Genomic DNA, 24,794 nt, shown 5'->3' with positions numbered 1-24,794 from the left:
CGCGGCGGCACAATATCATATTTACGTATTTTTGTTGCCGGATTTGGCCAGTTGCACCGGATTGGGCTATGCTGAGCCTGTGTCGAGGACAACAATGAGACGTCGGGAGTTGGCGTGGGACATCACCGACAGACGGGGCTGCATCCATGATGACGTTACCGCGACTGGCGGCTGAATCCCTGGAGAAGCTCCTGGGCACGTTCATGCGTCGCCGGTATGACGAGACGTCTGCAAGCATCGTCGAGAGCGCGACCCGCACTGCGATGGAATGCATCGGCAACAGCGATGCACTTTATCACAACATCGAGCACACGATGCTGGTGACGCTGGCCGGTCATTCCATCCTCAGTGGCCGAAGTCTTCACACCCACCTGAAAGCCGAGGACTACGTCCACGTCCTGATCGCCTGCCTCGCCCACGATATGGGCTATGTGCGCGGCCTGTTCGAGGAGGATGACATCGACGGTTTCGTGATCGACGCCGCCGACACCAAGATCTCGTTGCAACGCGGTGCGTCGGACGCCAGCTTGATGACGTATCACGTCGACCGCTCGAAGCTCTATGTGACGCGGCGGTTGCGGCACATTCCGGGGCTCGATCCTGAACGCATCGCCCGCGCCATCGAGGGAACGCGCTTTCCGGCGCGCGAGGGCCAGGAATACGACGACGAGGCGTCGATCCTGCGCGCCGCCGACTTCATCGGGCAGCTCGGCGATCCCAACTATCTGCGCAAGGCCAATGCACTCTATTACGAGTTCGAGGAGGTCGGCATGAACCGCCAACTCGGCTACGACTCGCCCGCCGACATCGTGAACCGCTATCCGCAATTCTATTGGAACAGCGTCGCCCCGCATATCCAGACCGAGATCGGCTATCTGAACAAGACCGAGATCGGCCGGCAGTGGATCGCCAATCTCTACAGCAACGTGTTCCGCGCCGAACGCGAGATCTCGCTATCCGGGCCGCAGAGATAGGGCTACCTCGCGCAGCTCCCTGAGCAAGCCATGCAGCACAAATCCGTCACGACCGACGTCCTCGACATCGCCTATCTCGACTACGGCGCGCCGGATGGCTGGCCCTGCATCATGGGCCACGGCTTTCCCTATGACGTGAACGCCTATGCCGCGGCCGCGCCGCTGATCGCGCAAGCGGGCGCGCGGGTGCTGGTGCCGTGGCTGCGCGGCTACGGGCCGACGCGGTTCCGGTCGGCTTCGACATTGCGCTCGGGCGAGCAGGCGGCGCTCGGCGCCGATCTGCTCGCTTTCATGGATGCGCTCGAGATACAGCGCGCCGTCCTCGGCGGCTATGACTGGGGCGGCCGCGCGGCCTGCGTCGTCTCGGTGCTGCATCCCGAACGCGTGGTCGGGCTGATCTCCGGCAATTCCTACAACATCCAGAACATCGCTCGCGCCATGGAGCCGGCCTCGCCGGCGCATGAAGCGGCCCTGTGGTATCAATATCTTTTCCACAACGAGCGCGGCCGCCGCGCGCTGGAGGGCAATCGCCGCGGCTTCGCCCGTCAGCTCTGGGCGATGTGGTCGCCGACATGGCAATTCGACGATGCGACCTTCGAGAAGAGCGCTGTGTCGTTCGACAATCCTGATTTCGTCGATGTCGTGATCCATTCCTATCGGCATCGCTACGCGCTGGTCGAAGGCGATCCCGCCTACGCCGCGATCGAGGCGAAGCTTGCGGCCCAGCCGCCGGTCCGCGTTCCCACGATTGCGATCGACGGCGATAGCGATGGCGTCAATTCCGGCACCGCGCATCACGCGCGCAAGTTCGAAGGCTTTTTCGAGCGGCGCGTGTTCGCCGGCGCCGGACATAATCTGCCGCAGGAGCGTCCCGGGGAATGGGCGCAGGCCGTGATTGACGTGCACAGGGAGGCTGCAAAAGCCTGATTTTCACGATCGCGGGAACTTTTCGCTGTCGCCGTCGTCCAGTCCTGTGCTGCGCGTTGAGCTGTCAGGGAGATGACCATGACCGAGGACAAGACGCCAAGCGGACCCGACCTCACCAGGGGCGTGTCGCTGAGCGAGTTCAAGGACGGCAAGCTGCTCGGACATGTCGGCGAGGAAGACGTCCTGCTGGTGCACGCAGGCGGCGATGTGTTTGCAATCGAGCCCGCGTGCAGCCATTGGCACGGTCCGCTGGCCGAAGGGCTGGTGGTCGACGACACCATCCGCTGTCCCTGGCATCACGCCTGCTTCTCACTTCGCACCGGCGAGGCGACGCGTGCGCCGGCACTCACTGCGCTGGCAGTGTGGGAGGTGACGCGGGACCAGGACAGGATCATGGTCCGGCGCAGGCGCGAACTGCCGAAGCCTCCGGCGTCGCACCGTACCGCGCCAACTCCGGAAAAGTTCGTCATCGTCGGCGGCGGCGCCGCCGGTTTTGCCGCAGCCGAGATGCTCCGGCGCGAGGGCTTTGCCGGCGGCATCACGATGCTCAGCAACGACGGCGCGATGCCGGTCGACCGGCCGAACCTGTCCAAGGACTATCTCGCGGGCAATGCGCCGGAGGAATATCTGCCGTTGCGCCCCGAGGATTACTATCCCGATGCCGGCATCGATCTTCGGCTCAACACCAGCGTCTCGGCGATCGATCCGAAGACGCGCAGCGTGACGCTCGGCAATGGCGACAAGCTGCCGTTCGACCGGCTGCTGCTCGCGACCGGCGCGGAGCCGGTCAAGCTCCAGATCCCCGGTGCCGACCAGCCGCATGTCCACACCTTGCGCTCGGTGGCCGACAGCCGTGCCATCATCAAGGCCGCCGCCAGCGCCAAGCGGGTGCTGGTGATCGGTGCGAGCTTCATCGGCCTCGAGGTCGCGGCGTCGCTTCGTGCGCGCAAGCTCGAGGTCGATGTGGTGGCGCCGGAGGAGCGGCCGATGCAGAAGGTGCTCGGTCCCGAGATGGGCGATTTCATCCGCCAGCTTCACGAGGAGAACGGCGTCAGCTTCCACTTGAAGGACACCGTGGAGAAGCTCGACGGCCAGCGCGCGACGCTGAAGAGCGGCGCCGTGATCGATGCCGACCTCGTCGTGGTCGGCATCGGCGTCAGGCCGCGCCTTGCGCTGGCAGAGCACGCAGGACTTGCAGCCGATCGCGGCGTCAGCGTGAGTGAATATCTGGAGACCAGCGTCGCCGGAATCTTCGCCGCCGGCGATATCGCGCGCTGGCCCGACCCGCATTCGCGGCAAACCATCCGCGTCGAGCACTGGGTGGTGGCGGAGCGCCAGGGCCAGACCGCGGCGCGCAACATGATGGGCAGGCGCGAGCGCTTCGACGCCGTCCCGTTCTTCTGGAGCCAGCATTTTGACGTACCGATCAACTATGTCGGCCACGCCGAGAGCTTCGACGACATAGCCATCGACGGCAGCATCGGGGACAAGGATTGCCTGCTGAAATATCGTAGGAATGGCCGTGTGCTGGCGGTCGCCTCAATCTATCGCGATCTCGACAACCTCAAGGCCGAGCTCGAGATGGAGCGGGCGCGCGGGTGAGGCGCCGCATTTGGCGTTGATTTATCTCAATGTTGGCTCCGCAGGGGCTGGTCTGCCGGCTGTCATTCCGGCGCAAATAGTGCTATCCTGAGCTGTGCTCTGGGGCTTCGCATGCAGGAGTAGCCGTTATGACAAGCGCTTCGGATACGTCTCCAAATCTCGGCCTGGGCTCAGGCATTGCGGCACTGCACGCCAAATGGGGCTGGATCGTCGCCCTCGGCGTCGTCTATCTCGTCACAGGTTTCGTCGCGCTCGGCAGCATGGTGATGGCGACGGTCGCAAGCGTGATCGTGGTCGGCGCCATGATGATCGTCGCAGGATTCACCGAGGTGATCGGCGCCTTCCAGATGAAGAGCTGGGGCAAGTTCGTGCTCTGGGCCTTGCTCGGCGTGCTCTACATCATCGCGGGCTTCCTGACCTTCGAGAATCCGTTGTTTGCAGCAGCGCTGCTGACGCTGTTCCTCGGCGCCTCGCTATTGGCCTCCGGCGCGGTGCGGCTGTTCCTCGCCTTCAGCATGAAGCGGGAAAGCCCGTGGGTCTGGGTGGCGCTGTCGGCCGTCATCACGCTGCTGCTCGGGCTTTTGATCCTCGCACGCTGGCCAGTGAACAGCGTCTACATCCTCGGCCTGTTTCTCGGCATCGACCTGATCATGGCCGGCGCCGGCTGGATCAGCCTGGGCCTCAGCATGCGGCGGCGCCATTAGCTCACCAGCAACTCGAGCTCACCAGCAACTCTACGCAAGACCATGTTGCGGAACTCCGCTGATCTGACACGCTGACAAAAAGCAGCACGCTGCGCGTTCAATCGCGCGGACGGTGATCACCGGGGAGAAACCATGAAAGCCGCTTGGGCCCTGGCTGCAGCGCTGGCTGTCGCCTGTCTGTCCGCGCCTGCCTTTGCGCAAAATCCTACGGTCCGGGGGGCACCGACACCGAGATCAAGGTCGGCAACACCATGCCCTATAGCGGGCCGGCGTCGCCGCTCGGCTTCACCGGCCGGGTGCTCGCCGCCTATTTCGACGAGATCAACGAGAAGGGCGGCGTCAACGGCCGCAAGCTCAATCTCCTCTCGCTCGATGACGCGTTCTCGCCGCCCAAGATCATGGAAGCGGCGCGGCGGCTGGTCGAGGGCGACGACGTCGCCTTCATCTTCGCGACCATGGGCACGGCGCCGAACTCGGCGATCGCAAAATATCTCAACAGCAACAAGGTGCCGCAGCTGTTCCTGATCAGCTCGGCCTCGAAGTGGAACGATCCCGCCAACATGCCGTGGTCGATGGCGCTGCCCTGGGCGCCGAACTACACCAGCGAAGCCGCGATCGACGTCGCCTATGCCCGCGCCAAAAACCCGAATGCGCGCTTCGCCGTGCTCTACCAGAACGACGACGCCGGCAAGGAATATTTCCGCGGTGTCAAGGAAGCGCTTGGCGCCGACGCCGACAAGGCGATCGCGATGGCCTCGAGCTTCGAGGTCGCCGACCCCACCGTCGATTCGCAGGTACTGACGCTGGCCAACACCAAGGCCGACGTCTTCATGATCTATTCGGTCACGCCACGCGCCTGCGCGCAAGCGATCCGCAAAGCCTACGAGGTCGGCTGGCAGCCGACGCGCTTCCTCGCCAGCGGCTGCGCCAACAAGGCGACCGTGATGGCGCCGGCCGGGCTCGATGCCGGCAAGGGCGTGCTGTCGCTCGGCTCGCTGAAACCGTTCACGGCCGCGCCGAAGGACGATCCGGCGATGTCGGCCTATATCGACTTCATGAAGCGGCGCCTGCCCAATGCCGACATCAACAACGTCGCCGCGCTCTACGGCTATACGGTGGCCGAGGCGCTTGTGGTGGTGCTGAAGCAGTGCAAGGACAATCTGACGCGCGAGAACATCATGGCGCAGGCCTCCAACCTCAAGAACGTGCCGCTGTCGCTGCTCTTGCCCGGCATCACGCTCAACACCACGCCGCAGGATTTCCGGCCGATCAAGGACGGCTATATGCTCCAGTTCGACGGCAACGACTGGATCGTGGCGAGCGAGCTGCTGCGCGGGACGTGAGCGGCGAGGCGGCTAGCTTGGTGAGGGGCTCTCTCCGCCGGTTCGGAATTGTAGGGTGGGCAAAGGCGCTCTTGCGCCGTGCCCACCACCGATCCAGCATCGGAACAGAAGCGGTGGGCACGCTTCGCTGTGCCCAGCCTACGACACCTAGCGCTTGTTTGGTCGAGCGCGGCTCGCTCCGCATGACCAGGAGACCACCATGGACTTTCAACACTCCGCCCGTTCGCTGGAGCTGCAGGAACGCGTTCGCCAGTTCATGCGGGTGCATGTCGAGCCGGTCGAGGAGCTCTATTACGAGCAGGTGAAACCGGAAGCCGCGCGCTACAGGACGCCGCCTGTGCTGCAGGATTTGAAGCGGCTGGCGCGGGAGCAGGGGCTCTGGAACCTGTTCCTGTCGGGCGAGCACGGGCCAGATCTTGCCAACCCTGGCCTGACCAACCTCGAATATGCGCCGGTCAAGGAAATCATCGGCCGCGTTCTCTCTCTGGGCGCCCGAGGTGTTCAACTGCTCGGCGCCCGATGTCGGCAACATGGAGGTGCTCGCCAGGTACGGCACGCCCGCGCAGCAGGAGCGCTGGCTGAAGCCGCTGCTGCAAGGCCGCGTCCGTTCCGGCTTCTCGATGACGGAGCCGCAGGTGGCCTCCAGCGATGCCACCAACATCCAGTGCGAGATCAGGCGCGACGGCGGCGACTACGTCATCAATGGCCGCAAATGGTTCACGTCAGGCGCGATGAACGAGGATTGCGAGATCCTGATCGTGATGGGCAAGACCGCGCCGGACGATCCCGACCGCCATCGCCAGCAATCCATGATCCTGGTGCCGAAGAACACGCCCGGCGTGCGCATCGTCCGCGACATGCTGACCTACGGCTATGACGACGCGCCGGTCGGCCATCCTGAAATCATCTACGAGAATGTCCGTGTGCCCGCCGAGAACATGCTGCTCGGCGAAGGCCGCGGCTTCGAGATCGCGCAAGGCAGGCTCGGCCCCGGCCGCATCCATCATTGCATGCGGCTGATCGGCTGCGCCCAGCGCGCGTTGGAATTGACGTGCCGGCGTGCGGTCTCGCGCGTCGCCTTTGGCAAGCCGCTCGCCGAGCAGGGCTCGGTGAGGAAGACATCGCCCACTCCTTCTGTGAGATCGCGCAGGCCCGGCTCCTGACGCTGCAGGCCGCCGACAGGATGGACCGCGAGGGCAACAAGGCCGCGCGCGATTTGATCGCCGCCGCCAAGATCGTGGTGCCCAGCATGGCTGCGCGCGTCATCGACCGCGCCATCCAGATTCACGGCGCCGCCGGCGTCTCGCAGGACACGTTCCTCGCACGCGCCTATGTCTACGCCCGCTTCATCCGCATCGGCGACGGGCCGGATCAGGTCCACCTCGCCGCTGTCGGCAAGGAGCTGATCAAGCGCGGCGGGGTGATGGGTGTTGGGGGTTAGAGCCTTCCGTTGCAAAACAACGATATGCAGAGGTTCCGAAGTTCCGCGCCATTGCGGTTTTCACGCATGTTGCGCAAGGGCCCCCGCTGAGTACGTAAGACTCCGGGGGATCAAGACCCATGCCCGCAAGGGTCATGTTGCTGACTTAATCCCTGTCTTAGACAGCGATAACGAAAACACGATGCGGGGACCGCTCAGGTTCTCGCAACGGTTCCGCAGCCAGGGGTTGGCGCGAATCCGCAAGAGACAGGCGCAAGTCGAAAAACGCTGACGCGTTCGCTTGGCCATGTTCCGCGGCATCGGGAACCGCACGAAAAATCAAAGGAGATATAATGGTGTTCCGCTCGAGCGCCGCAATTTGCGGCGCCCTGATCGCGCTTGCCTTTTCTGTGACCGTTGCCCGCAGTGAAACAAGTGGGGTTCATTCAAGTGCCGTCGTTGATGCCGCCGGTGGAGATGCAATCGTCGGCGCAGCATCGACATATAATCCGTTCAAGCCCGGCAAGGAGGAGGGTGGCCCGAGAACAGCTTCCGGCGAGCGTTATGATCCCTCAGTCTGGACAGCCGCCATCAAGACGGGCTTGCGTCGGAAATTCGGCGGGGTTCAGTTCGGCGCGAGACCGAAATTTGCGCTTGTCGAGGCCGTCGGCAAGAAGGTCATCGTCAAGATCAACGACGTGGGGCCGCTCAAGCCCGGCCGCATCATTGATCTTAACGAGCGGACGATGCGCCATTTCGACCCGAGCATGGAGCTTGAGTCCTTCCCCACGTCACAGTCAGGCCGCTGTCCGGCGATGATTGGACTCCTGGGCCGGTCGGCTGAACGCATCGCGACATTTTGTCAGCACCCAAGCCCGTCATCATCCGTTCAAAATCCGTTGCTAGCCTTCAACGCGACGATTGGTTCGCCGGATGTACGCGGACTGCATCGCAAGCCTCGGCCCTCGTGCCGGGGCTTTTCGTTCGGAAGCACGTATCAGCGCGGTTAGCCGCGCTTTCCTCGCGCTTGGTGGTGGCGGAGCGCGTCGACGATCACCTTGAAGGCAGCCGAGTTCTGCCGCGATGTCGGATAATAGATGTAATAGCCGTCGAACTTCGGCGACCAGTCGTCGAGCACGATGACGAGCTCGCCGGACCCGACCTGCCGCGTCACCATGTCTTCGGGAAGATAGGCGATGCCGAAGCCTTTGACGGCGGCTTCGATCATGGCGCGGGAGTCGTTGAAGGTCAGTTGGCCGTCGACCCGCACCCGGAGGTCGGAACCGTTCTTGGCGAACTCCCATACATAATGACCGCCGGCCGCCGCGCGGCGCTTGATGCAGACATGCTTCAGGAGGTCCTGCGGATGCTTCGGCTTCGGGTGCTCTTTCAGATAGGCGGGTGAGGCGACGGCGACGAGCCGCCAGTCCGGACCGATGCGCACCGCGATCATGTCTTTCTCGACGCTCTCGCCGAGGCGGATACCTGCATCGAAACCGTCTTCGACGATGTTGCGGAAAGCAGTGTCGAGGCTGAACTCGACCTTGATGTCGGGATATTGCGTCAGGACCGGCGCCAGCTTCGGCCAGACGGCTTTTTCGAGCGCGTGGTCCGAAAGCGTGATCCGGATGGTGCCCGACGGCTTGTCGCGCAGGGACATCAGCGCGGCGATATCGCGCTCGATCTCCTCGATGCGCGGCGCGACCGATTGCTGAAGCCGCTCGCCGGCCTCGGTCAGGCCGACGCTTCGGGTCGTGCGCGTGAGGAGCCGCAGGCCCATCTGCGATTCCAGGCGCTTGATCGTGTGGCTGAGCGTCGATTGCACGACGCCCAGTTTCGCTGCGGCCTTCGTGAAACTGCGCTCGCGGGCGACGGCCACGAAAGCCAGCAGTTCGTTGAAATCCTGAGCTGCCATGGCGCCACTATTCATGGCCCGCGTCGATCAATGCAAGCAAATTATATCGGCTAATCGAATGCCGGCGGGGGCGCTAGATGTTGTCGTGACCAGCGCCGGTCCGGGCGCTTCGCGACTCACGGGATCTCCAGATGGACGCCACGACAGATCAGAAGACGAGGCAGCCGACCGCCACATGGAGCGCGGTTTTCGCGCTGTCTCTTTGCGCGGCAACGCTTGTCGCATCCGAGTTCATGCCGGTCAGCCTGCTGACGCCGATCGCCAGCGGTCTTCATCTGACGGAAGGGCAGGCAGGACAGGCCATTTCCGTGTCGGGTTTGTTCGCCGTTCTGACCAGCCTGTTCATTGCCGCCGCGACGGCGGGTGTCGATCGCCGGGTGCTGTTGCTGTGGCTGACCGGTCTGATGCTGGTATCCGGCGTGATCGTGGCCTTTGCACCCGACTATCCCGTGCTCATCGCCGGACGGGCGCTCGTCGGCGTCACGATCGGCGGCTTCTGGTCGATGTCGGCCGCGACCATGATCCGTCTCGTTCCGGCCATCCATGTGCCGCGCGCTCTGGCAGTTCTCAACGGCGGCAACGCGCTGGCCACCACGATTGCCGCGCCGCTCGGCAGCTTTCTGGGTCAATATATCGGCTGGCGCGGCGCGTTCTTCTGCGTCGTGCCGGTAGCTGCGCTGACGCTCGTGTGGCAATTTCTCACGCTGCCGAGGATGCCGAGCCGTGAGCGGGCGAGCGCTGCTGCGGCCATCAAGGTTCTGCGCCGCGCGGACGTGCCCTGCGGCATGATCGCGGCTGCGCTCTTCTTTCTCGGACAGTTCGCGCTGTTCACTTATCTGCGGCCATTTCTCGAAACGGTGACGCGTGTCGATGTCACAACCATCTCGGCGCTCCTGCTCGTCATGGGCTTTGCCGGCCTGCTCGGCACCTCGCTGATCGGTTTCGTCATTCGCGACCACCTCTATGCTTCTCTGTTGGTCATGCCGCTCGCGATGGCCGTGATTGCCGTTGCGCTGACGGCGTTCGGCGCCTCGCTGTTCGGAACGGCGGCGCTGATGTTCCTGTGGGGCCTGATCGGAACGGCGGCGCCGGTGGGGTGGTGGACGTGGGTCAGCAGGGCCTTGCCCGACGAAGCGGAAGCCGGCGGCGGTCTGATGGTGGCGGTGGTTCAACTTGCCATCACCGCGGGGGCGGCAGGCGGCGGCGTGCTGTTCGACACCAGCGGCTATCAAGGCACCTTTCTCTTTGGCGCCACCATGCTCGTTCTGTCATCGGCGGTCATGTCGATCGGAGCTCGTCGGCGCAAGGAGAACGCGATTTCGCAATGTGCTTCGTGACGAAATCAATCGCGCTGTTTTGAAACGAGTGTGCGTCCCAGGCATTCACGTAGTGAAAGCGATCAACCAAGGAGACACGACATGCAAATCCGGCAAGCAGGCTCGCAAGCATCGGTCCGGGCTCCGGCGGAGTATTTCACCGGCACGGTCCGTATCGATCCCTTGTTTCCGGCGGTCGATCCGTCTCGTGTCGCCGGCAATCACGTCACCTTTGAGCCCGGCGCGCGCACCGCATGGCACACGCATCCTTTCGGCCAGACGCTGATCGTCACGTCCGGCCGCGGCCGCGTGCAGCGCTGGGGCGGCGCGATCGAGGACATCCGTCCGGGCGACGTGGTCTCGTTCGAACCCGGCGAGAAGCACTGGCACGGCGCGTCTGCGACAACGGCCATGAGCCATATCGCGATTCAGGAAGCGCTCGACGGCAGCCCGGTCACGTGGATGGAACGGGTGACGGACGAGCAGTACGGCGAACCCGCCTCGAAAGGAGCATGACGTTGAAAGCAACCGTCCTCCACGGACCCGGCGATGTTCGTTACGAGCAGGTCGCAGCCTATAAGGCGATGGACCAGCGCCGCGATCAAGACGATGCTGACGGTGTGACGGCGGGGCAGGGCGCTATCTATCGGGAGCGGCTTTGCAGGCTCCCGATCAGCCGCCCAACCAGCTCGTCGATCTTGCCCAGCGCCGTCGGCGGATCGAGGAATTCGATATCATCCACGTTCCAATATTCGACGCGACGGGCGACACCGGCAAAGCGGCGCTCGATCATGGGGCGATGCTCGGCGTCCTTCAGCGCGACCACAAGGGCTGCTTGCGCAAAGTCGTCGACGGTGCAGAGCACCGGACCGCGCGCAGCACCTCCAGGCGCAATGCCTTTCGCTCGCAAGGCATTCACCGCGTAGGGCGACATCGGCCCGACGTTTTCAGGAAACAGCTTTTCGGCGACGGCGCGCGAGAAGGCGTGCCAACCCAGCCCCTCGACCCCGGCCTGATGGTTGAAGACCTCCTCGGCGTAGCGGCTTCGATAATAGTTGCCCGTGCAGAGAAACAGCACGCGATTGGTCTTGTTCATCGAGCGGCGCTTCCACCAACGATCTGCCACATGCCCGAGGCAGTCATGTGGTCCCGCAATCCGAATAAGCTAACACGGCTTCGTGCCGATGGACACGTGGCTCTTTGAGCCCCCTAACAGCGCAGCCTCGTCACGACCTGTGGCAGTGACGCCAGCAGCAGCACGACGCAGACGCAAAGCAGCACAATGTCCTTGAACAGGAATTCGCCTGCCAGATTCCAGGCCATCGGGTCGGTCGAGATGCTCCATTTTACGACGCCAGGCGTGGTGAAGAAGAACGACCACGTGACGGCGAAGGTGACCACTCCCATCAGCGATCCCAGCGCCGAAAGGATCGGGCTGAATGCACCGGCAGCCAGCAAGGCCGCAATCACGAATTCGGTGACACCGAGGACGTAGGCTTCGCCCCTCAATCCGAAGATCGATAGCCACGAGACAAACGGGCTGTTGCTGATGAATTGCGCGATACCCTGGGCCGACTGCAGCGTGAACTTCTGCATGCCGAACGACACGAAGATCACGACCATGACCCAGCGCAGGATCGCCAGAGGTCGATAGGACCCCGCCCCGTCCTCCGCAATATGGAAGGTTGCTCTCGCTAGCTCTTTCATTTGACCGGCCCTTGATGATGCATTGCTGGCGGTACGGCCGCACGCCGCGGCTCGTTACGCGCGGCTGGAGCGTTTCAGTTCACGATTCTGTGCGGCGCGGCCGGGCCGGAATCACGAAATTGGGGCGCGGACTCATAACGCGCGGCCAGCCATAGGCGGATAGATGCGAGTTGGACGAAGGCAAGGTAGTTTCCTGCAAGCCTGTCGTAGAGCGTCGCCACCCGACGGCATTGCTTGATCCTGTTGAAGGACCGTTCGACGTGATTGCGAGCGCGGTAGAGGTACGGGCTAAAGCAGATCGGATCGCTGCGGTTGCTTTTCGGCGGGATGTTGGCTCACGCTCCCTTCCTCATGGCAAGCTCCCTGATCCTGTCGGCGTCATAGCCCCGGTCGGGCAAGCAGCATTGACCCGGGCTTCAGGCGAGAGAGCAGTATGGGCAGCGACAAGTGCGTCTATGACGCGGCCCCAGATACCAGCTCGTGGCCACCGGACGTATCGGTTGTAGCAAGTGGTGTATGGGCCAAACGCCGCCGGCAGATCACGCCGGGGTGCTCCTGATCGGAGGACCCAGAAGATGCCATTGAGGACGCGTCGGTCGTTCACCCGAGGAACGCCACGCGGCTTGTTCGGCAGCACCGGTTGAGGCGGCGCGAGCTTATCGAAGTTGTTGCCGGATTGGCGGTAACATGGCCGCTCGGAGCACGTGATCGGCAGCAGGAGTCCCGAAGGAACGGGGTTCCGAGTAGCCGCTCGGCCGAGGACTTTGCCAAGCTCATTGCAGCATTCTAAGACGGCCTCGCATCGGCAGATTAATCGACAGTGCGAGAGCCTGCTAAGGCCGATGATGTCATCGAATAGCACGTCCCACTCGTTGCGGCATGTTTGTCCGCCTCTGGCGCATAGCCGCGGCCGGCTTCCAGGTCTCAACAAAGCCGCGACTCGGTCAGGTTAAAGCGGCCGGCGCGGAGAACCGCGATGGGACGGAAGCCACTCTCGGTCAGGAGCCGATAATATTCCCTTTCGGTCCGTTCCCGTCCACCTGGACCGCGCAGCATGTTTAAATCGCTCATCGCGCACGACCTGCCCGCGTCATCGGTACCGGGCAATTCCGGCATCGCACGTTCGACTAATAGCAGTCTGCCTTTTTGGGGAAGCGCTTTGCGGCAGTTTTCCAAAATGATTCGGCTGCGCTCATCATCCCAGTCGTGAATAATGCTTTTCAAGATGATCGCATCGGCCACTGCAGGCACCGCGTGAAAGAAATCGCCTGCAACAAAGTCGACGCGGTCAGAGATTCCGAGGTGCCCGAAGTGCTGGTTGGCGGCGTCGGCGCACCTCGGCAGATCGAAAACCGTTCCTCTGATGGTTGAATATGCCCTCGCCACCGCGCCCATGAGTTTCCCGGAGCCGCCTCCGACATCCATCAAGTGGGAGATCGTGCCAAGGTCGTAGGCCTGCAGCAGATCGTGCGTGACCAGCCGCGTCAGGTCTGTCATGGCTTCATTGAATATCCGCACATGCTCTGGCGAGCGCGCCATCAGGTCGAAATTGTCGTCGACGCCCTGAAGTTGGGAAGCCGTCTTGCCCGACATGATCGAATCCAGAAGACCATCCCACCTCCTGGTCAGCAGGGTGCCTTCAAAAATGACCCAGTTCTTGAATGATCGTCCCGCAGCACCGTCGAGTCCCGCCCCCAGTTCGGTGAGCAAGTAGCGGCCTTCACCGACGCGAGAGCAGATGCCGACGGTCGAGAGAGCAACGAGCAAGCGGGCAAGTGCGTCCCGATCCGTGTGGGTTCGGCTCGCAAGTTCGTCGACCGTTCGCGGTCCGTCGCGCAGCAACTCGGCGAGCCCCAGCCGGGCAGCGACATAGATTACTGCCGTCACGCGGTGCGATTGAACAAGATCCAGCAACTTTTCGCGGGGATCGGTGGTCATGTGCCGCTCTAGCCTTCGATCGGGAATCCTGACGCCTTGACGATCGGTCCCCAGCGTTCGAACTCGGCGCGCTGGATACGTTTAAGTTCGTCCGATGTCGTTCCTGTTGGCTCGCATCCCATGGCATGAATCTTTGCGCGCATTTCGGGATCGCTCCCGATTGCAATGATCTCCTTTCCCAGGCGCTCAACGAACTGACGCGAGGAATGGGCAGGCGCATAGAATGCGAACCATCCGGCCGCGTCGATATCGATCCCGCTCTGCTTCAGAGTTGCGGTCTGGGGCAGGAAGGAAGATCGCGCAGCGGCTGCGGTGGCGATGATGCGTATGCCACCGCCCCCATGTTGCTCCAGGAGTTCGGAAAGAAACGCCATATACATCGGGACCCGGCCGGCGAGCACATCCGGGAGGGCAGCAGGCGTACCCCTATAGGGCGTGTGGCGCAGGTTCAGGCCTGTGATCCGGCCAAGCTCGCCGCAGATGAAATGAGGTGCTGTACCTGCTCCCGGCGAGCCGTACACGGCCTGTTCGGGATTGGCCTTGATCCAGTCGATGAGTTCGTGCACCGAATGGATGGGGAGCTTCCCGCTGACCGCCAGAGCCAGATCGACCGTCATCACCTGCGAAAGTGGCACAAAGTCGCGCTCTGCATCATATCCCAGGCTCCTGAAGAGATGCGGCTGAAGTGTGAATTGCGAAGCGGAAGCAAACAGCACTGCCTCCTCTCCCGGTGCGGCATTCTTGACCGCCTGAGCGCCGATGCGCCCGCCAGCGCCAGCAAGGTTCTCCACAATCGCCACCTTGCCGAGCCTGGTATGAAGCTGCTCGGCAAACAGCCGGGCGATCGAATCTCCCGACCCACCAGGCGCGAATGGAAACACGATCTTCAGCGGCTGGTCGGCAGCAATAACGGGTAGCGGAAGAGCCAGAGCCGAAAACCCGGCCAGTATGGCGCGACGCGAGTAAAGCTGCATGGCGTTCTCCATGTGCTTGGGACAGCAATGCGATGATCCGGCCGGCTTTCAATCTCGCTATTCTGAAGCAACAACGCTATAACCCGAAATTGCATTTTCCTATCGGGCTATAACGTGAGGTGAATACCCATGCAGTGGCACGACCGCGTCGGCCGACGCCTACGCCTCAAGGATCTGCATACGCTGCAGACCGTCGCAGAGGTCGGCAGCATGGCCAAGGCGTCTCGCCGTCTCGGCTTGTCGCAGCCGGCGATCTCCAAAGCTATCACCGATATGGAGCATGCCGTCGGAGCTGCGCTGCTGGATCGCACTTCGCGCGGAGTTGAGCTCACTGAGTGCGGTCGCCTTCTTGTCGATCGCACGCGCGTCGTTTTCGACGAAATAAAGCTAGGTGTTACCGACATTGTGCAAAGGTCAGATCCGGCGCAAGGGTTCGTTGCGATCGGTACAACCGAGCCGGTCACCGCCATCGTTACAGAAATTATCGGACATCTCGTCCGCAGATATCCAGGCATCAGGTATCATATCACGATAGGTGATCGGGATGCGCTGGAGCATGCTCTGCGCCAGAGAATGCTTGACCTGGCCATGACGCGCTGGGCGCCGTTGCCGGTCGCCGATGATTTGTCCGCGGAGGTGCTGTTTAGATCCTCCCTTGCGGTGATGGCGGAGCGACGGCATCCGCTCCTGCGATCGAGGAAGAAGTTGAAGCTCGCAGACCTTATGCAAGAGCAATGGACGCTCTCGCCGCCCGATTCTTTTTTGGGGCGTACCGGCGTCGAGCTATTTCGGCGACATAACCTGCCGCTTCCGCCAACGACTGTCACCACGATTTCAATCTACATGCGGTTGAATCTGTTGGCGAGCAGCCGGTTTATAACCCTACTGCCCATGCAGATACTCAGAATGCGATCGAGTAGCGCATGGCTGCGCGCGCTGAACGTCGATCTTGGCGATACTTCCGCCCCGATAGCCTCAATCACCTTGAAGGGACGACGGGCCGGAGGTGCCGTCAAATTATTCCAAGAGGCCAGCCGGGAGGTCTGTAAGGCGCTGGTTGGAGTGAGCTGATCGGTCCGAGCGGACTGTTCATAAGCGGACCTGACGAGTTTATGAGTACGAGTTTACGAGTACGCGCCCTAGTCGTTGGACACGGAAATGATTGATCCCGAAGCGCAATAATGGTCGGGCTTCGTCGAGCTGTCTCTTGGCGTCCTTGGAAGGTGTGTCCCGGCTGCCGCTGCGCGTCTTTGGATCTGGGTTCGGCTTCGGGGAGTGTCGCCATGATGACATCATGCCAGTGTTTTGCCCGACGCGTCAAATGGATTTCGCAAAATCCGCAAGACGCCTCACGCTTGCGGTCGAACCGTTGAAAAAGGCTCGCCCCGCCTACTGTGCATGGGGTTGTTTTGGCGTTTCTGGTTCATGCGGCAGACGCGCGATCACCCTGCCTTGGCAACGCGGCTGTCCGAGCGCAGGCTCTGGAAGAACTTTTCCACCTCGCGCGACAGCGTGTCCGCCGTCGCGGTCAGGCTGCTCGCGGCCGTCAGCACCGAGGACGCCGCCGTGTCGGTCTCGCCGATGGCGTCGCGGAGCGAGGTGATGCTGGCGACCAGCGTCTCGTTGCCCTGGGCGGCCGATTGCGCGTTGGAGGAGATCTCGCGTGTCGCCTGGTCCTGCTGGCCGACGGCGCCGGCGATCGCGGAGGTGACCTCGCTGATCTCGCGCACCGCCCCGCCGATCTCGCGGACGGCATCGACCGCGTTGCGGGTGGAGGACTGGATCATCGCGACGTTCTCGCCGATGTCGGCGGTCGCCTTCGCGGTCTGTCCCGCCAGCGCCTTCACTTCGTGGGCGACGACGGCAAAGCCGCGGCCGGCGTCACCGGCGCGTGCGGCCTCGATAGTGGCGTTGAGCGCGAGCAGGTTGGTCTGCTCGGCGATGGTCTGAATCAGGGTCAGCACGCCGTCGATGCGCTGCGTGGCGGCGGCGAGGCTCTCGATCTCCGCGATCGATTTTTCGGTGCGCTGGCCGGTCTGCTCGACCGCGCCCGCGGACTGCCGCACCTGGCGGCCGATCTCCTCGACGGATGCCGACAGCTCCTCCGCGGCACCTGCCACCGCACTGACGTTGTGCGAGGCCTGCTCGGTGGCGTTCGCCGCCGTGCCGGCGCGGCTGCTCGCATCGGCCGTGACGCGGGTGATGGTCTGCGCGGTCTCGCGCATGACGGCGGCGTTGTCGCTGAGGCCGCGCATGATCGCGCCGATCGCCTCGCGGAACGCTTCGACGGACTGCTCGATCTGGCGTGCGCGCTGCTCGCGCGCAGCGGAATCCTGCGAGACCTGCGAGGCGAGGTTGCGGTTACGCCCCATTGCGTCCTGGAACACTTCGATGGCGCGGGCGAGCGCGCCGATCTCGTCGGCGCGGCCGGAGTGCGGCACCACGATGTTCTCGGCGCCGTCGGCGACCTGCTTGATGGTCGCGGTGATCGCGGCGAGTGGCCGCGCGATCGAGCGGGCGATGATGATGATGCCGAGCACGACCAGCGCCAGCGCGATGCCGGCGAGGCAGGTCAGCACGAAGGACAGCGTGCGGTTGGTCTCGGTCTCGCGCGCGATCTGCCTGGCACGCTCGGCATAGACCTTGGAGAGCGCCTCGAGATCCTTGTTTAGCGCCGAGCGCACGGCGCGGTTGGCGTCGTTGTCGCCCCATTCGCGGCCTGCGGCCGCATTGATCTCGACGCCGCGGCGCACCAGCTCCTTGCGGAAGTCGACGAACTGCTCGATGCGCTTCTTGAAGGTGGCGAACTGCTCCGCATCGTCAGACTTGACGATCGTCTCCCAGCCTTTCACGACATTCAGGATCTGCTCGTTGAACTTGAGCAGGCCATCGCCGTATTTCTTCACGACGGCCGGTTCGGTGGACATGTAGACGCCGCGCGATTCCATCACGACCGCATAGACCAGCGAGTTGACGCGCTCGACGTTCAGCGCCGCCGCATTCGCCGTCTCGATCGCGCTGGTCAACTCGGCGCCGCGGCGGCTGTTGTAGTCCGACAGCATCGCGATCGCCGCCGTCAGCAGGGCGAACAGCGCGAAAATCGCATAGAGCTTGCGGGCCAGCGTGAAGCGGCCTGCCAGGCCGGCGGCATTCCCAGATCGGTCTGATGTCATGGTGCGGGGGCCCGAATGGCCAGGAGTGGCCGGACTGCGCGGTCTTCTCAATCTGATGCAAAACTATGCAGAATGAAGATGGACGCAGCGTTAACGCGGCCGTTGGCCCCCCTTCGCCCCGGCTCGAATGAAAGGTAAGATATTTCAGCGTCTTGATCCGAAGGTATAGTTTCAAGATCGCTTTGGAGTCGGTCACTGGCCGACGAACCCCGGAGAGGCCTTTGGTCTACCGCCACGTCATCGACGCCACGACCTACACCTTTCCCGACCTGCGCGACCTCCTCGCCAAGGCGACGCCGCCGCGCTCTGGCGACCGGCTGGCCGGCATTGCCGCAGGGAGCGCCGAGCAGATGATCGCCGCGCGGATGGCGCTGGCGGACGTCCCACTCGGTCAATTCCTTAACGAGGCCGTCATCCCCTATGAGGCCGACGAGGTCACCCGGCTCGTCATCGACAGCCACGACGCCAAGGCGTTTGCCCCCGTGGCGTCGCTGACGGTCGGAGCCTTCCGCGACTGGCTGTTATCGGACGCGGCGACCCCCAAGGTCTTGCGCAAGCTCGCGCCCGGCATCACGCCGGAGATGGCGGCCGCGGTGTCAAAGCTGATGCGCAACCAGGACCTGATCCTGGCGGCGCGGAAATGCGAGGTCGTCACCGCCTTCCGCAACACCATCGGCCTGAGGGGCCGGATGAGCACGCGGCTGCAACCCAACCATCCCCTCGACGATGCCAGGGGCATCACCGCCTCGATCCTCGACGGCCTGCTGCTCGGGGCCGGCGATGCCTGCATCGGCATCAATCCCGCCAGCGACGATCCGGCCGTGATCGGGCAATTGCTGCGGCTCTTGGACGAGATCATCGCGCGGCTGAAGATTCCGACCCAAGGCTGCGTGCTCACCCATGTCACCACGACGCTGGCGCTGATCGGGCAGGGCGTACCGGTCGACCTCGTCTTCCAGTCGGTCGCCGGCACCGAGGCCGCCAATCGCAGCTTTGGTATCGACCTCGCGCTGCTGAAGGAGGCGCAGGAGGCCGGGCTGTCGCAGAAGCGCGGTACGGTCGGCGAGAACGTGATGTACTTCGAGACCGGGCAGGGCTCGGCGCTGTCCGCCAACGCCCATCACGGCGTCGACCAGCAGACCTGCGAGGCCCGTGCCTATGCGGTCGCCCGTGCCTATGCGCCGTTGCTGGTCAACAGCGTGGTCGGCTTTATCGGCCCGGAATATCTCTATGACGGCAAGGAGATCATCCGGGCCGGGCTGGAGGATCATTTCTGCGGCAAGCTGCTCGGCCTGCCGCTCGGCACCGATATCTGCTACACCAACCATGCCGAGGCGGACCAGGACGACATGGACAATCTGCTGACGCTGCTTGCCGCCGCCGGCGTCACCTTCATCATGGGGGTGCCCGGCGCCGACGATGTCATGCTGAACTACCAGTCCACCTCCTTCCACGATGCGCTCTATGTCCGCGACGTCTTCGGCGCGGCCCGCGCGCCGGAGTTCGACGCTGGCTGGTCCAGACCGGAATTGCGGGTGCCGGCTTCCGGCTTGCCGGTGATCCAGGCCTGTTGCCCGATTTCGCCTCGCGGCTGATCGCGTGACGCGAAAATCCCGCGAAAAACATCATCCGCCGGCATGAACCGGGGAAACCATTGGCGCGTCTCACGAATTAGTTCGGTGCCACAATATTGAGGAATTCCGGTCGCAGCGTTACGCTATGTTTCTGGAGACCTCGTCAGTACCGTTCGTAGAACGTGGTTGGGGGAAGATCGATGCGCGCTGAAAGCAACGGAACGAGCCGGCGAATTCTCTGTGTCTTCCCGCGTTACACGTCGTCCTTCGGCACGTTCGAGTACGCCTATCCCCTGACCGACGGCGTCCGCGCCTTCATGCCGCCCCAGGGCCTGCTGTTGCTCGCGGCCTATCTGCCGCAGGAGTGGCAGGTCAAATTCGTCGACGAGAATCTTCGCCGCGCGACGAAGGAAGAGTTCGAATGGGCGGAGGCGGTCTTCGTCAGCGGCATGCACATTCAGCGGCAGCAAATGAACGACATCTGCCGCCGCGCCCATGAGTTCGACCTGCCGGTTGCGCTCGGCGGTCCGTCGGTGAGCGCGTGCCCGGACTATTATCCGTCGTTCGATTATCTCCATGTCGGCGAGCTCGGCGACGCTACCAATCAGCTGCTCGAAATCCTGTCGCGCGATACGTCGCGCCCCGAGCAACAGGTCGTGCTGACGACCAAAGACCGCGTGCCGATGACGGAGTTTCCGATCCCGGCCTATGAGCTCGCCGATGTGAAGCGGTATTTCCTCGGCAGCATCCAGTATTCCAGCGGCTGTCCGTATCAGTGCGAGTTCTGCGACATCCCCGGCCTCTACGGCCGCAACCCGCGCATCAAGTCGCCCGAGCAGATCATCGCCGAGCTCGATCGCCTGCGCGAATGCGGCATGACCGACACGGTCTATTTCGTCGACGACAATTTCATCGGCAACCGCAAGGCAGCGATGGATCTGCTGCCGCATCTGATCGCATGGCAGAAGAAGACCGGCTATGTGGTGCGGCTCGCCTGCGAGGCGACGCTCAACATCGCAAAGCGCCCCGAAATCCTCGAGAAGATGCGCGAGGCCTATTTCATCACCATCTTCTGCGGCATCGAGACGCCGGATCCCGACGCGCTGAAGGCGATGCACAAGGACCACAACATGATGGTCCCGATCCTTGAGGGCGTGCGCACCATCAACTCCTACGGAATGGAGGTGGTGTCCGGCATCATCATGGGGCTCGACACCGACAAGCCAAACACCTCGGAGGCGCTGCTCGCCTTCGTCGAGGAGTCGCGCATTCCGCTGCTGACCATCAACCTGCTTCAGGCGCTGCCGAAGACGCCGCTGTGGGACCGCCTGGAGAAGGAAGGCCGCCTGGTCGATGACGAAGGGCGCGACTCCAACGTCAATTTCCTGTTGCCCTATGACGACGTCGTCGCCTCCTGGAAGCACGCCATGAGCGTCGCCTACGAGCCCGAGAAGGTCTACGCGCGCTTCCAGTATCAATGCGACGAGGTTTATCCCCATCGCCTCAAGATGCCGGTGCCGGACGAGATGAAGACCTGGACCAATATCCGGCGCGGCCTCGTCATGCTGCGCAACATCTTCTGGAAGGTCGGCGTGCTCGGGGACTACAGGGGCGTGTTCTGGAAATTCGCGCTGGGGCGGCTCCGTCGCGGTGACATCGAAGGCCTGATCGGCTGCACCATGATCGCGCATCATCTCATCACCTTTGCGCGCGCGGCATCGAGCGGCAAGCAGAACGCGTCGAACTATTCGATCCGGCTGCGCGAAGCGGCCGTTCCCGCCGAATGAGCGACAAGCCCGTTCCGGCGCGCCCGACCGTCGACCTGAGATCGTTCACGCCCGCGCGCGTCGCGCTCGGGCGCACCGGCGCGAGCCTTCCCACAAAGCCGCTGCTTGACTTTACGCTGGCGCATGCCCGCGCCCGCGATGCCGTGCACGCCGCCTTCGACGCGTCGGGTCTGATTGCCGGGGTGAGGGCGCTCGGCCTTGATGCGACCGAGGTCACGAGCCGGGCCGCCGACCGCAGGGATTATCTGCGCCGGCCGGATCTGGGACGGCGGCTCGATGCCGGTTCCGCCGCGGCACTGGCGGATGGTGCCACCATGCCGTGCCAGCTTGCGGTCGTCATCGGCGACGGATTGTCGGCAGCGGCGGTCCATGCCCATGCAGTTGCGCTGCTGCAAAGCCTGCTGACGCTGCTGCGCGAAGGCGACGCCGTCGCGATCGGCCATGTCGCCGTCGCCTCAGGCGCGCGGGTTGCGCTGGGCGACGAGATCGGGGCCATTCTCGGCGCCCGGATGGTTTTGATGTTGATCGGCGAACGGCCGGGCCTGTCCGCGCCCGACAGCCTCGGCGCCTATCTGACCTTCGCGCCGAAGCCCGGGCTGACCGATGCCGCGCGCAACTGCGTGTCGAACATCCACAAGGGTGGGCTGAGCTATCATGAGGCCGCCCTCAAGCTCGCCTGGCTGGTCCGCGAAGGATTGGCGCGGGAGGTCACGGGCGTGGCGCTCAAGGACGAGAGCGCCGACCACGCGCCGCGTCGAATTGGCACGGCTTTGCCCGAATGACGGGCATTCCGGCAAAATCTCTGTATCTTGATCGATTTGGAGACCCTTGGCGTGCTTGCGAGTCGGGCTCATGACCTGCTAAACCGCTGCCGGCGATTTTCCGCGCATTTTCAAAGGGCAAGCCTCCCATTGGTATGGCGTTTTCAAGCCGTTCGCGGGGCCCAATAAGCTCACTGACCGAACCGATTTAGGAACTGGACAAGGCATGCTCGAAAAGCACCGCGAGAATGAGGTTCATGTCGACAAGGTCGAGCAGGGGCCTACGTCCTCCATCGCCTTCGGGCTGGAGCGCATCGGACTGATTGCAGTCCGGGCGCCGATCGTCTCCTGCATCATCCTGCTCGCGCTGATCGTCGGCGCGGTGTTCGGCATCTATCGGATCAAGATCGACGATTCTCTATCCCAGCTATTCCGCTCCAACACGCCGGAATTCCGCCAGTATGAAGCGGTGACAAAGAAGTTCCCGGCCGAGGAATTCGACGTCCTCGTCGTGGTCGAGGGCAAGAACCTGCTGGCGCGAAACAATCTCGAGAAGCTGCGCGACTTCGTCACCGACCTGCAACTGGTCGAAGGCACCCGCGGCCTGGTCTCGCTGTTCTCCGCACGCCAGGCGCCGGCGCCGGGCAAGCTGCCGGCCGCATTGTTCCCGGCCGAACTGCCCGAGGGCGCGGCCTATGACCAGTTCATCGAGACCGTCAAAAACAACGAGATCATCCGCGGCAAGCTCTTGTCCGAGGACGGCACGCTCGCGCTGATCGTGCTGTCGCTCGATCCGGAAGTGGTTGCCTCCAGCAAGCTCACCAAGACCGTCGGCGACATCCGCGCGCTGATGAAGGAGGATCTCGGAGATACCGGGCTCAGCGTGCAGCTCTCAGGCGTGCCGGTGATGCAGCTCGAGATCCGCAATGCGGTCGAGCGCGACGGTCTCACCTACAACATCCTCGGCATTCTCGCCGGCTGCGTCATTGCCATCGTTTTCTTCCGCAAGATCTCGTTCATGGTAGTGGCGGCGTTCCCGCCGATGATCGCGATTTTGATCGCACTCGGCGCACTCGGCTGGGCCAATTTCAACCTCAACATGTTCCTGAACGTGATGACCCCACTCATCATGGTGATCTCGTTCTCGGACTCGATGCAGCTCACCTTCGCCGCGCGCGACCGGCTGATCGCCGGCCAGGACAAGTTCACGGCGTTCAAGAACGCCGTGCTGGTGGTGGGTCCGGCCTGCGTGCTGACGCACGGCACCGCCGGAATTTCCTTCATCGCGCTCCAGTTCTCCGACTCCGACCTGATCCGCAAATTCGGCGAAGCGGGCCTGGCCGCGACCATCATTGCGCTGATCACGGTGCTGTCGCTGGTGCCGGTGTTCGGCGTGCTGTTCGTGCGCAACGAGAAGCTCTTTGCGGTCAAGTTCCAGACCGCGGATGCCGGCGTGCAGGCGCTGCGCAATTTCTGCTACTGGATTGCGGTGCGCATGGTCGGCCGGCCCGGCCTGTTCAGCCTGATCGCACTGCTGTTCGTCGCCAGCCTCGGTGTCGTCTACGCCAATCTTCAGCCGCGCTACCGGCTCGCCGACCAGGTACCGGACAAGCGCCAGGCGGTGGCCGCCAGCAACCGGCTCGACGCCAAGCTGACCGGCGCCAATCCGGTCAACGTGCTGATCCAGTTTCCCAAGGGTGAAACGCTCTACTCGCCGGAGACGCTGCAAACCATCGCGGACGTGCACGCGACCGTGGAGAAGGCGGCCGGCGTCGGCAACGTTTGGTCGCTGGAGACGCTGCGCCGCTGGCTGGCCGAAAAGGCCGGCAGCGACGATGTCGCGACTCTCAAGGAATATGTCAACGTCATCCCTGAGCATCTGGTGCGACGCTTCATCGATGCGGAACAGGATGCGGTAGTCGTGGCCGGCCGCGTGCCGGACAAGGACTCCAGCCAGCTCCTGCCGATCGTCGACAAGCTCGATTCCGAGCTCGACGCCGTCCGCAAGAAGCACCCGGGCTACGAGATTGCCGTCACCGGTCTTGCCGCCATCGCCGCGCGCAATTCGGCCGGCATGATCGAGAAGCTGAACCGTGGCCTGACCGTCGAATTCGCGCTTGTCGCGATCTTCATCGGTCTCGCCTTCCGTTCATGGGTGGTGATGTTCGCCTGCATCCTGCCGGGCATCTTCCCGGTGGTGATGTCGGGAACGGTGCTGTGGGCGATGGGCGAGGGGCTGCAATTCGCCAGCGTGGTCGCGCTCACCGTCTCGTTCGGCCTGGGCTTAAGCGCCACCATTCACTTCCTCAACCGCCTGCGGCTTGAGAGCAAACCGGGCGTCGGTTCGGCGCTCGCGGTTGAGCGCGCAACCGTGCTGGTCGGCCCCGCGTTGATCCTGACCACGGTGGTCTTGGCCTGCGGCCTCGTCGTCACCGTGTTCTCCGACCTGCCGTCGCTGCGGCTGTTCGGCTGGCTCAGCGCCTTCTCGATGGTGGCGGCGCTGCTGGCCGACCTCTTCATCCTGCGGCCGACGGCGATGTGGCTGATCAACCTGCACGCCAAGCTTCAGGGCCCCGACAAGCCGGCAATCTGAGCCGGGTGTGATCCGCGGCCAACGCTCCAAAGCAGCTGTCTGCGAAATAGGTCCATGTCGTAAAAAGCCCCCGGCTCGCGAGAACC

Annotated in this window: 17 protein-coding genes and 4 pseudogenes; 14 read left to right on the top strand and 7 right to left on the bottom strand. The window is 63.4% G+C overall.

Annotated features, from left to right (window positions below):
- Positions 1 to 146 precede the first annotated feature (146 nt).
- From ACTGJ9_RS32005 to ACTGJ9_RS31975, 7 genes and pseudogenes are all read left to right on the top strand, one after another.
- Positions 147 to 974: a metal-dependent phosphohydrolase gene (locus tag ACTGJ9_RS32005; protein WP_456674300.1), complete on the top strand. Its 828-nt coding sequence runs from the start codon at positions 147 to 149 to the stop codon at positions 972 to 974.
- Positions 975 to 1,004: 30 nt separating this feature from the next.
- Complete coding sequence (locus ACTGJ9_RS32000; RefSeq protein WP_456674299.1) at positions 1,005 to 1,901, top strand: alpha/beta fold hydrolase; 897 nt, start codon at positions 1,005 to 1,007, stop codon at positions 1,899 to 1,901.
- A gap of 78 nt (positions 1,902 to 1,979) precedes the next feature.
- Positions 1,980 to 3,503, top strand: coding sequence for an FAD-dependent oxidoreductase (locus ACTGJ9_RS31995; protein WP_456674298.1), 1,524 nt, complete (start codon positions 1,980 to 1,982; stop codon positions 3,501 to 3,503).
- A 128-nt stretch (positions 3,504 to 3,631) separates the two neighbouring features.
- Positions 3,632 to 4,207 carry an HdeD family acid-resistance protein gene (locus tag ACTGJ9_RS31990; RefSeq protein ID WP_456674297.1) on the top strand — a complete coding sequence of 192 codons (576 nt, stop codon included), beginning with the start codon at positions 3,632 to 3,634 and terminating at the stop codon, positions 4,205 to 4,207.
- A 132-nt stretch (positions 4,208 to 4,339) separates the two neighbouring features.
- Positions 4,340 to 5,550: pseudogene (locus ACTGJ9_RS31985) on the top strand (ABC transporter substrate-binding protein).
- Between the two features lie 199 nt (positions 5,551 to 5,749).
- Positions 5,750 to 6,991 (top strand): annotated as a pseudogene (locus ACTGJ9_RS31980) (acyl-CoA dehydrogenase family protein).
- 332 nt (positions 6,992 to 7,323) lie between these two features.
- On the top strand, positions 7,324 to 7,980 hold the full coding sequence (locus tag ACTGJ9_RS31975) for a septal ring lytic transglycosylase RlpA family protein (protein ID WP_456674296.1): 657 nt from the start codon (positions 7,324 to 7,326) through the stop codon (positions 7,978 to 7,980).
- On the opposite strand, the gene ACTGJ9_RS31970 is transcribed toward ACTGJ9_RS31975, so the two are convergent.
- Entirely contained in the window at positions 7,977 to 8,885 is a 909-nt protein-coding gene (locus ACTGJ9_RS31970) for a LysR family transcriptional regulator (RefSeq protein WP_456674295.1), read from the bottom strand. The two genes, ACTGJ9_RS31975 and ACTGJ9_RS31970, sit on opposite strands and share 4 nt — an antisense overlap.
- Before the next feature lie 131 nt (positions 8,886 to 9,016).
- Here ACTGJ9_RS31970 and ACTGJ9_RS31965 point away from each other — a divergent pair, with 131 nt between their 5' ends.
- Complete coding sequence (locus ACTGJ9_RS31965; RefSeq protein WP_456674294.1) at positions 9,017 to 10,222, top strand: MFS transporter; 1,206 nt, start codon at positions 9,017 to 9,019, stop codon at positions 10,220 to 10,222.
- 81 nt (positions 10,223 to 10,303) lie between these two features.
- Complete coding sequence (locus ACTGJ9_RS31960; protein WP_456674293.1) at positions 10,304 to 10,717, top strand: (R)-mandelonitrile lyase; 414 nt, start codon at positions 10,304 to 10,306, stop codon at positions 10,715 to 10,717.
- 127 nt (positions 10,718 to 10,844) lie between these two features.
- Here ACTGJ9_RS31960 and ACTGJ9_RS31955 read toward each other — a convergent pair whose 3' ends face one another.
- From ACTGJ9_RS31955 to ACTGJ9_RS31935, 5 genes and pseudogenes are all read right to left on the bottom strand, one after another.
- Entirely contained in the window at positions 10,845 to 11,297 is a 453-nt protein-coding gene (locus tag ACTGJ9_RS31955) for an arsenate-mycothiol transferase ArsC (RefSeq protein ID WP_456674292.1), read from the bottom strand.
- A gap of 113 nt (positions 11,298 to 11,410) precedes the next feature.
- Positions 11,411 to 11,908, bottom strand: coding sequence for a DUF417 family protein (locus ACTGJ9_RS31950; RefSeq protein ID WP_456674291.1), 498 nt, complete (start codon positions 11,906 to 11,908; stop codon positions 11,411 to 11,413).
- A 74-nt stretch (positions 11,909 to 11,982) separates the two neighbouring features.
- Positions 11,983 to 12,545, bottom strand: a pseudogene (locus ACTGJ9_RS31945) (transposase).
- Between the two features lie 287 nt (positions 12,546 to 12,832).
- Positions 12,833 to 13,846, bottom strand: a complete 1,014-nt coding sequence (locus tag ACTGJ9_RS31940; RefSeq protein WP_456674290.1) for a methyltransferase — start codon at positions 13,844 to 13,846, stop codon at positions 12,833 to 12,835.
- Positions 13,847 to 13,854: 8 nt separating this feature from the next.
- A complete protein-coding gene (locus tag ACTGJ9_RS31935) occupies positions 13,855 to 14,820 on the bottom strand; it encodes a tripartite tricarboxylate transporter substrate-binding protein (RefSeq protein WP_456674289.1) in 966 nt (321 codons plus the stop codon).
- Positions 14,821 to 14,949: 129 nt separating this feature from the next.
- Between ACTGJ9_RS31935 and ACTGJ9_RS31930 the strand changes: the two genes are divergently transcribed.
- Complete coding sequence (locus tag ACTGJ9_RS31930) at positions 14,950 to 15,891, top strand: LysR family transcriptional regulator (RefSeq protein ID WP_456674288.1); 942 nt, start codon at positions 14,950 to 14,952, stop codon at positions 15,889 to 15,891.
- Between the two features lie 371 nt (positions 15,892 to 16,262).
- Here ACTGJ9_RS31930 and ACTGJ9_RS31925 read toward each other — a convergent pair whose 3' ends face one another.
- Positions 16,263 to 17,993 (bottom strand): methyl-accepting chemotaxis protein, encoded by a 1,731-nt coding sequence (locus ACTGJ9_RS31925; protein ID WP_456674287.1) that lies wholly within the window; start codon positions 17,991 to 17,993, stop codon positions 16,263 to 16,265.
- A gap of 221 nt (positions 17,994 to 18,214) precedes the next feature.
- Between ACTGJ9_RS31925 and ACTGJ9_RS31920 the strand changes: the two are divergent.
- From ACTGJ9_RS31920 to ACTGJ9_RS31905, 4 genes and pseudogenes are all read left to right on the top strand, one after another.
- A pseudogene (locus ACTGJ9_RS31920) lies at positions 18,215 to 19,596 on the top strand (ethanolamine ammonia-lyase subunit EutB).
- A gap of 171 nt (positions 19,597 to 19,767) precedes the next feature.
- The gene (locus ACTGJ9_RS31915; RefSeq protein WP_456674286.1) at positions 19,768 to 21,354 is read left to right on the top strand and encodes a B12-binding domain-containing radical SAM protein; all 1,587 of its coding nucleotides are present in this window, start codon (positions 19,768 to 19,770) and stop codon (positions 21,352 to 21,354) included.
- Positions 21,351 to 22,136, top strand: a complete 786-nt coding sequence (gene eutC / locus ACTGJ9_RS31910) for an ethanolamine ammonia-lyase subunit EutC (RefSeq protein ID WP_456674285.1) — start codon at positions 21,351 to 21,353, stop codon at positions 22,134 to 22,136. Before ACTGJ9_RS31915 ends, eutC begins: the two co-directional genes overlap by 4 nt.
- 205 nt (positions 22,137 to 22,341) lie before the next feature.
- A complete protein-coding gene (locus ACTGJ9_RS31905) occupies positions 22,342 to 24,708 on the top strand; it encodes an efflux RND transporter permease subunit (RefSeq protein ID WP_456674284.1) in 2,367 nt (788 codons plus the stop codon).
- The last annotated feature ends 86 nt before the right edge of the window (positions 24,709 to 24,794 follow it).

This window comes from Bradyrhizobium sp. RDM12, from assembly GCF_051917485.1.
GTDB lineage: Bacteria > Pseudomonadota > Alphaproteobacteria > Rhizobiales > Xanthobacteraceae > Bradyrhizobium.
The sequence above is the reverse complement of the archived record's forward strand: the minus strand, read 5'-3'. Positions and strand labels throughout refer to the sequence as shown.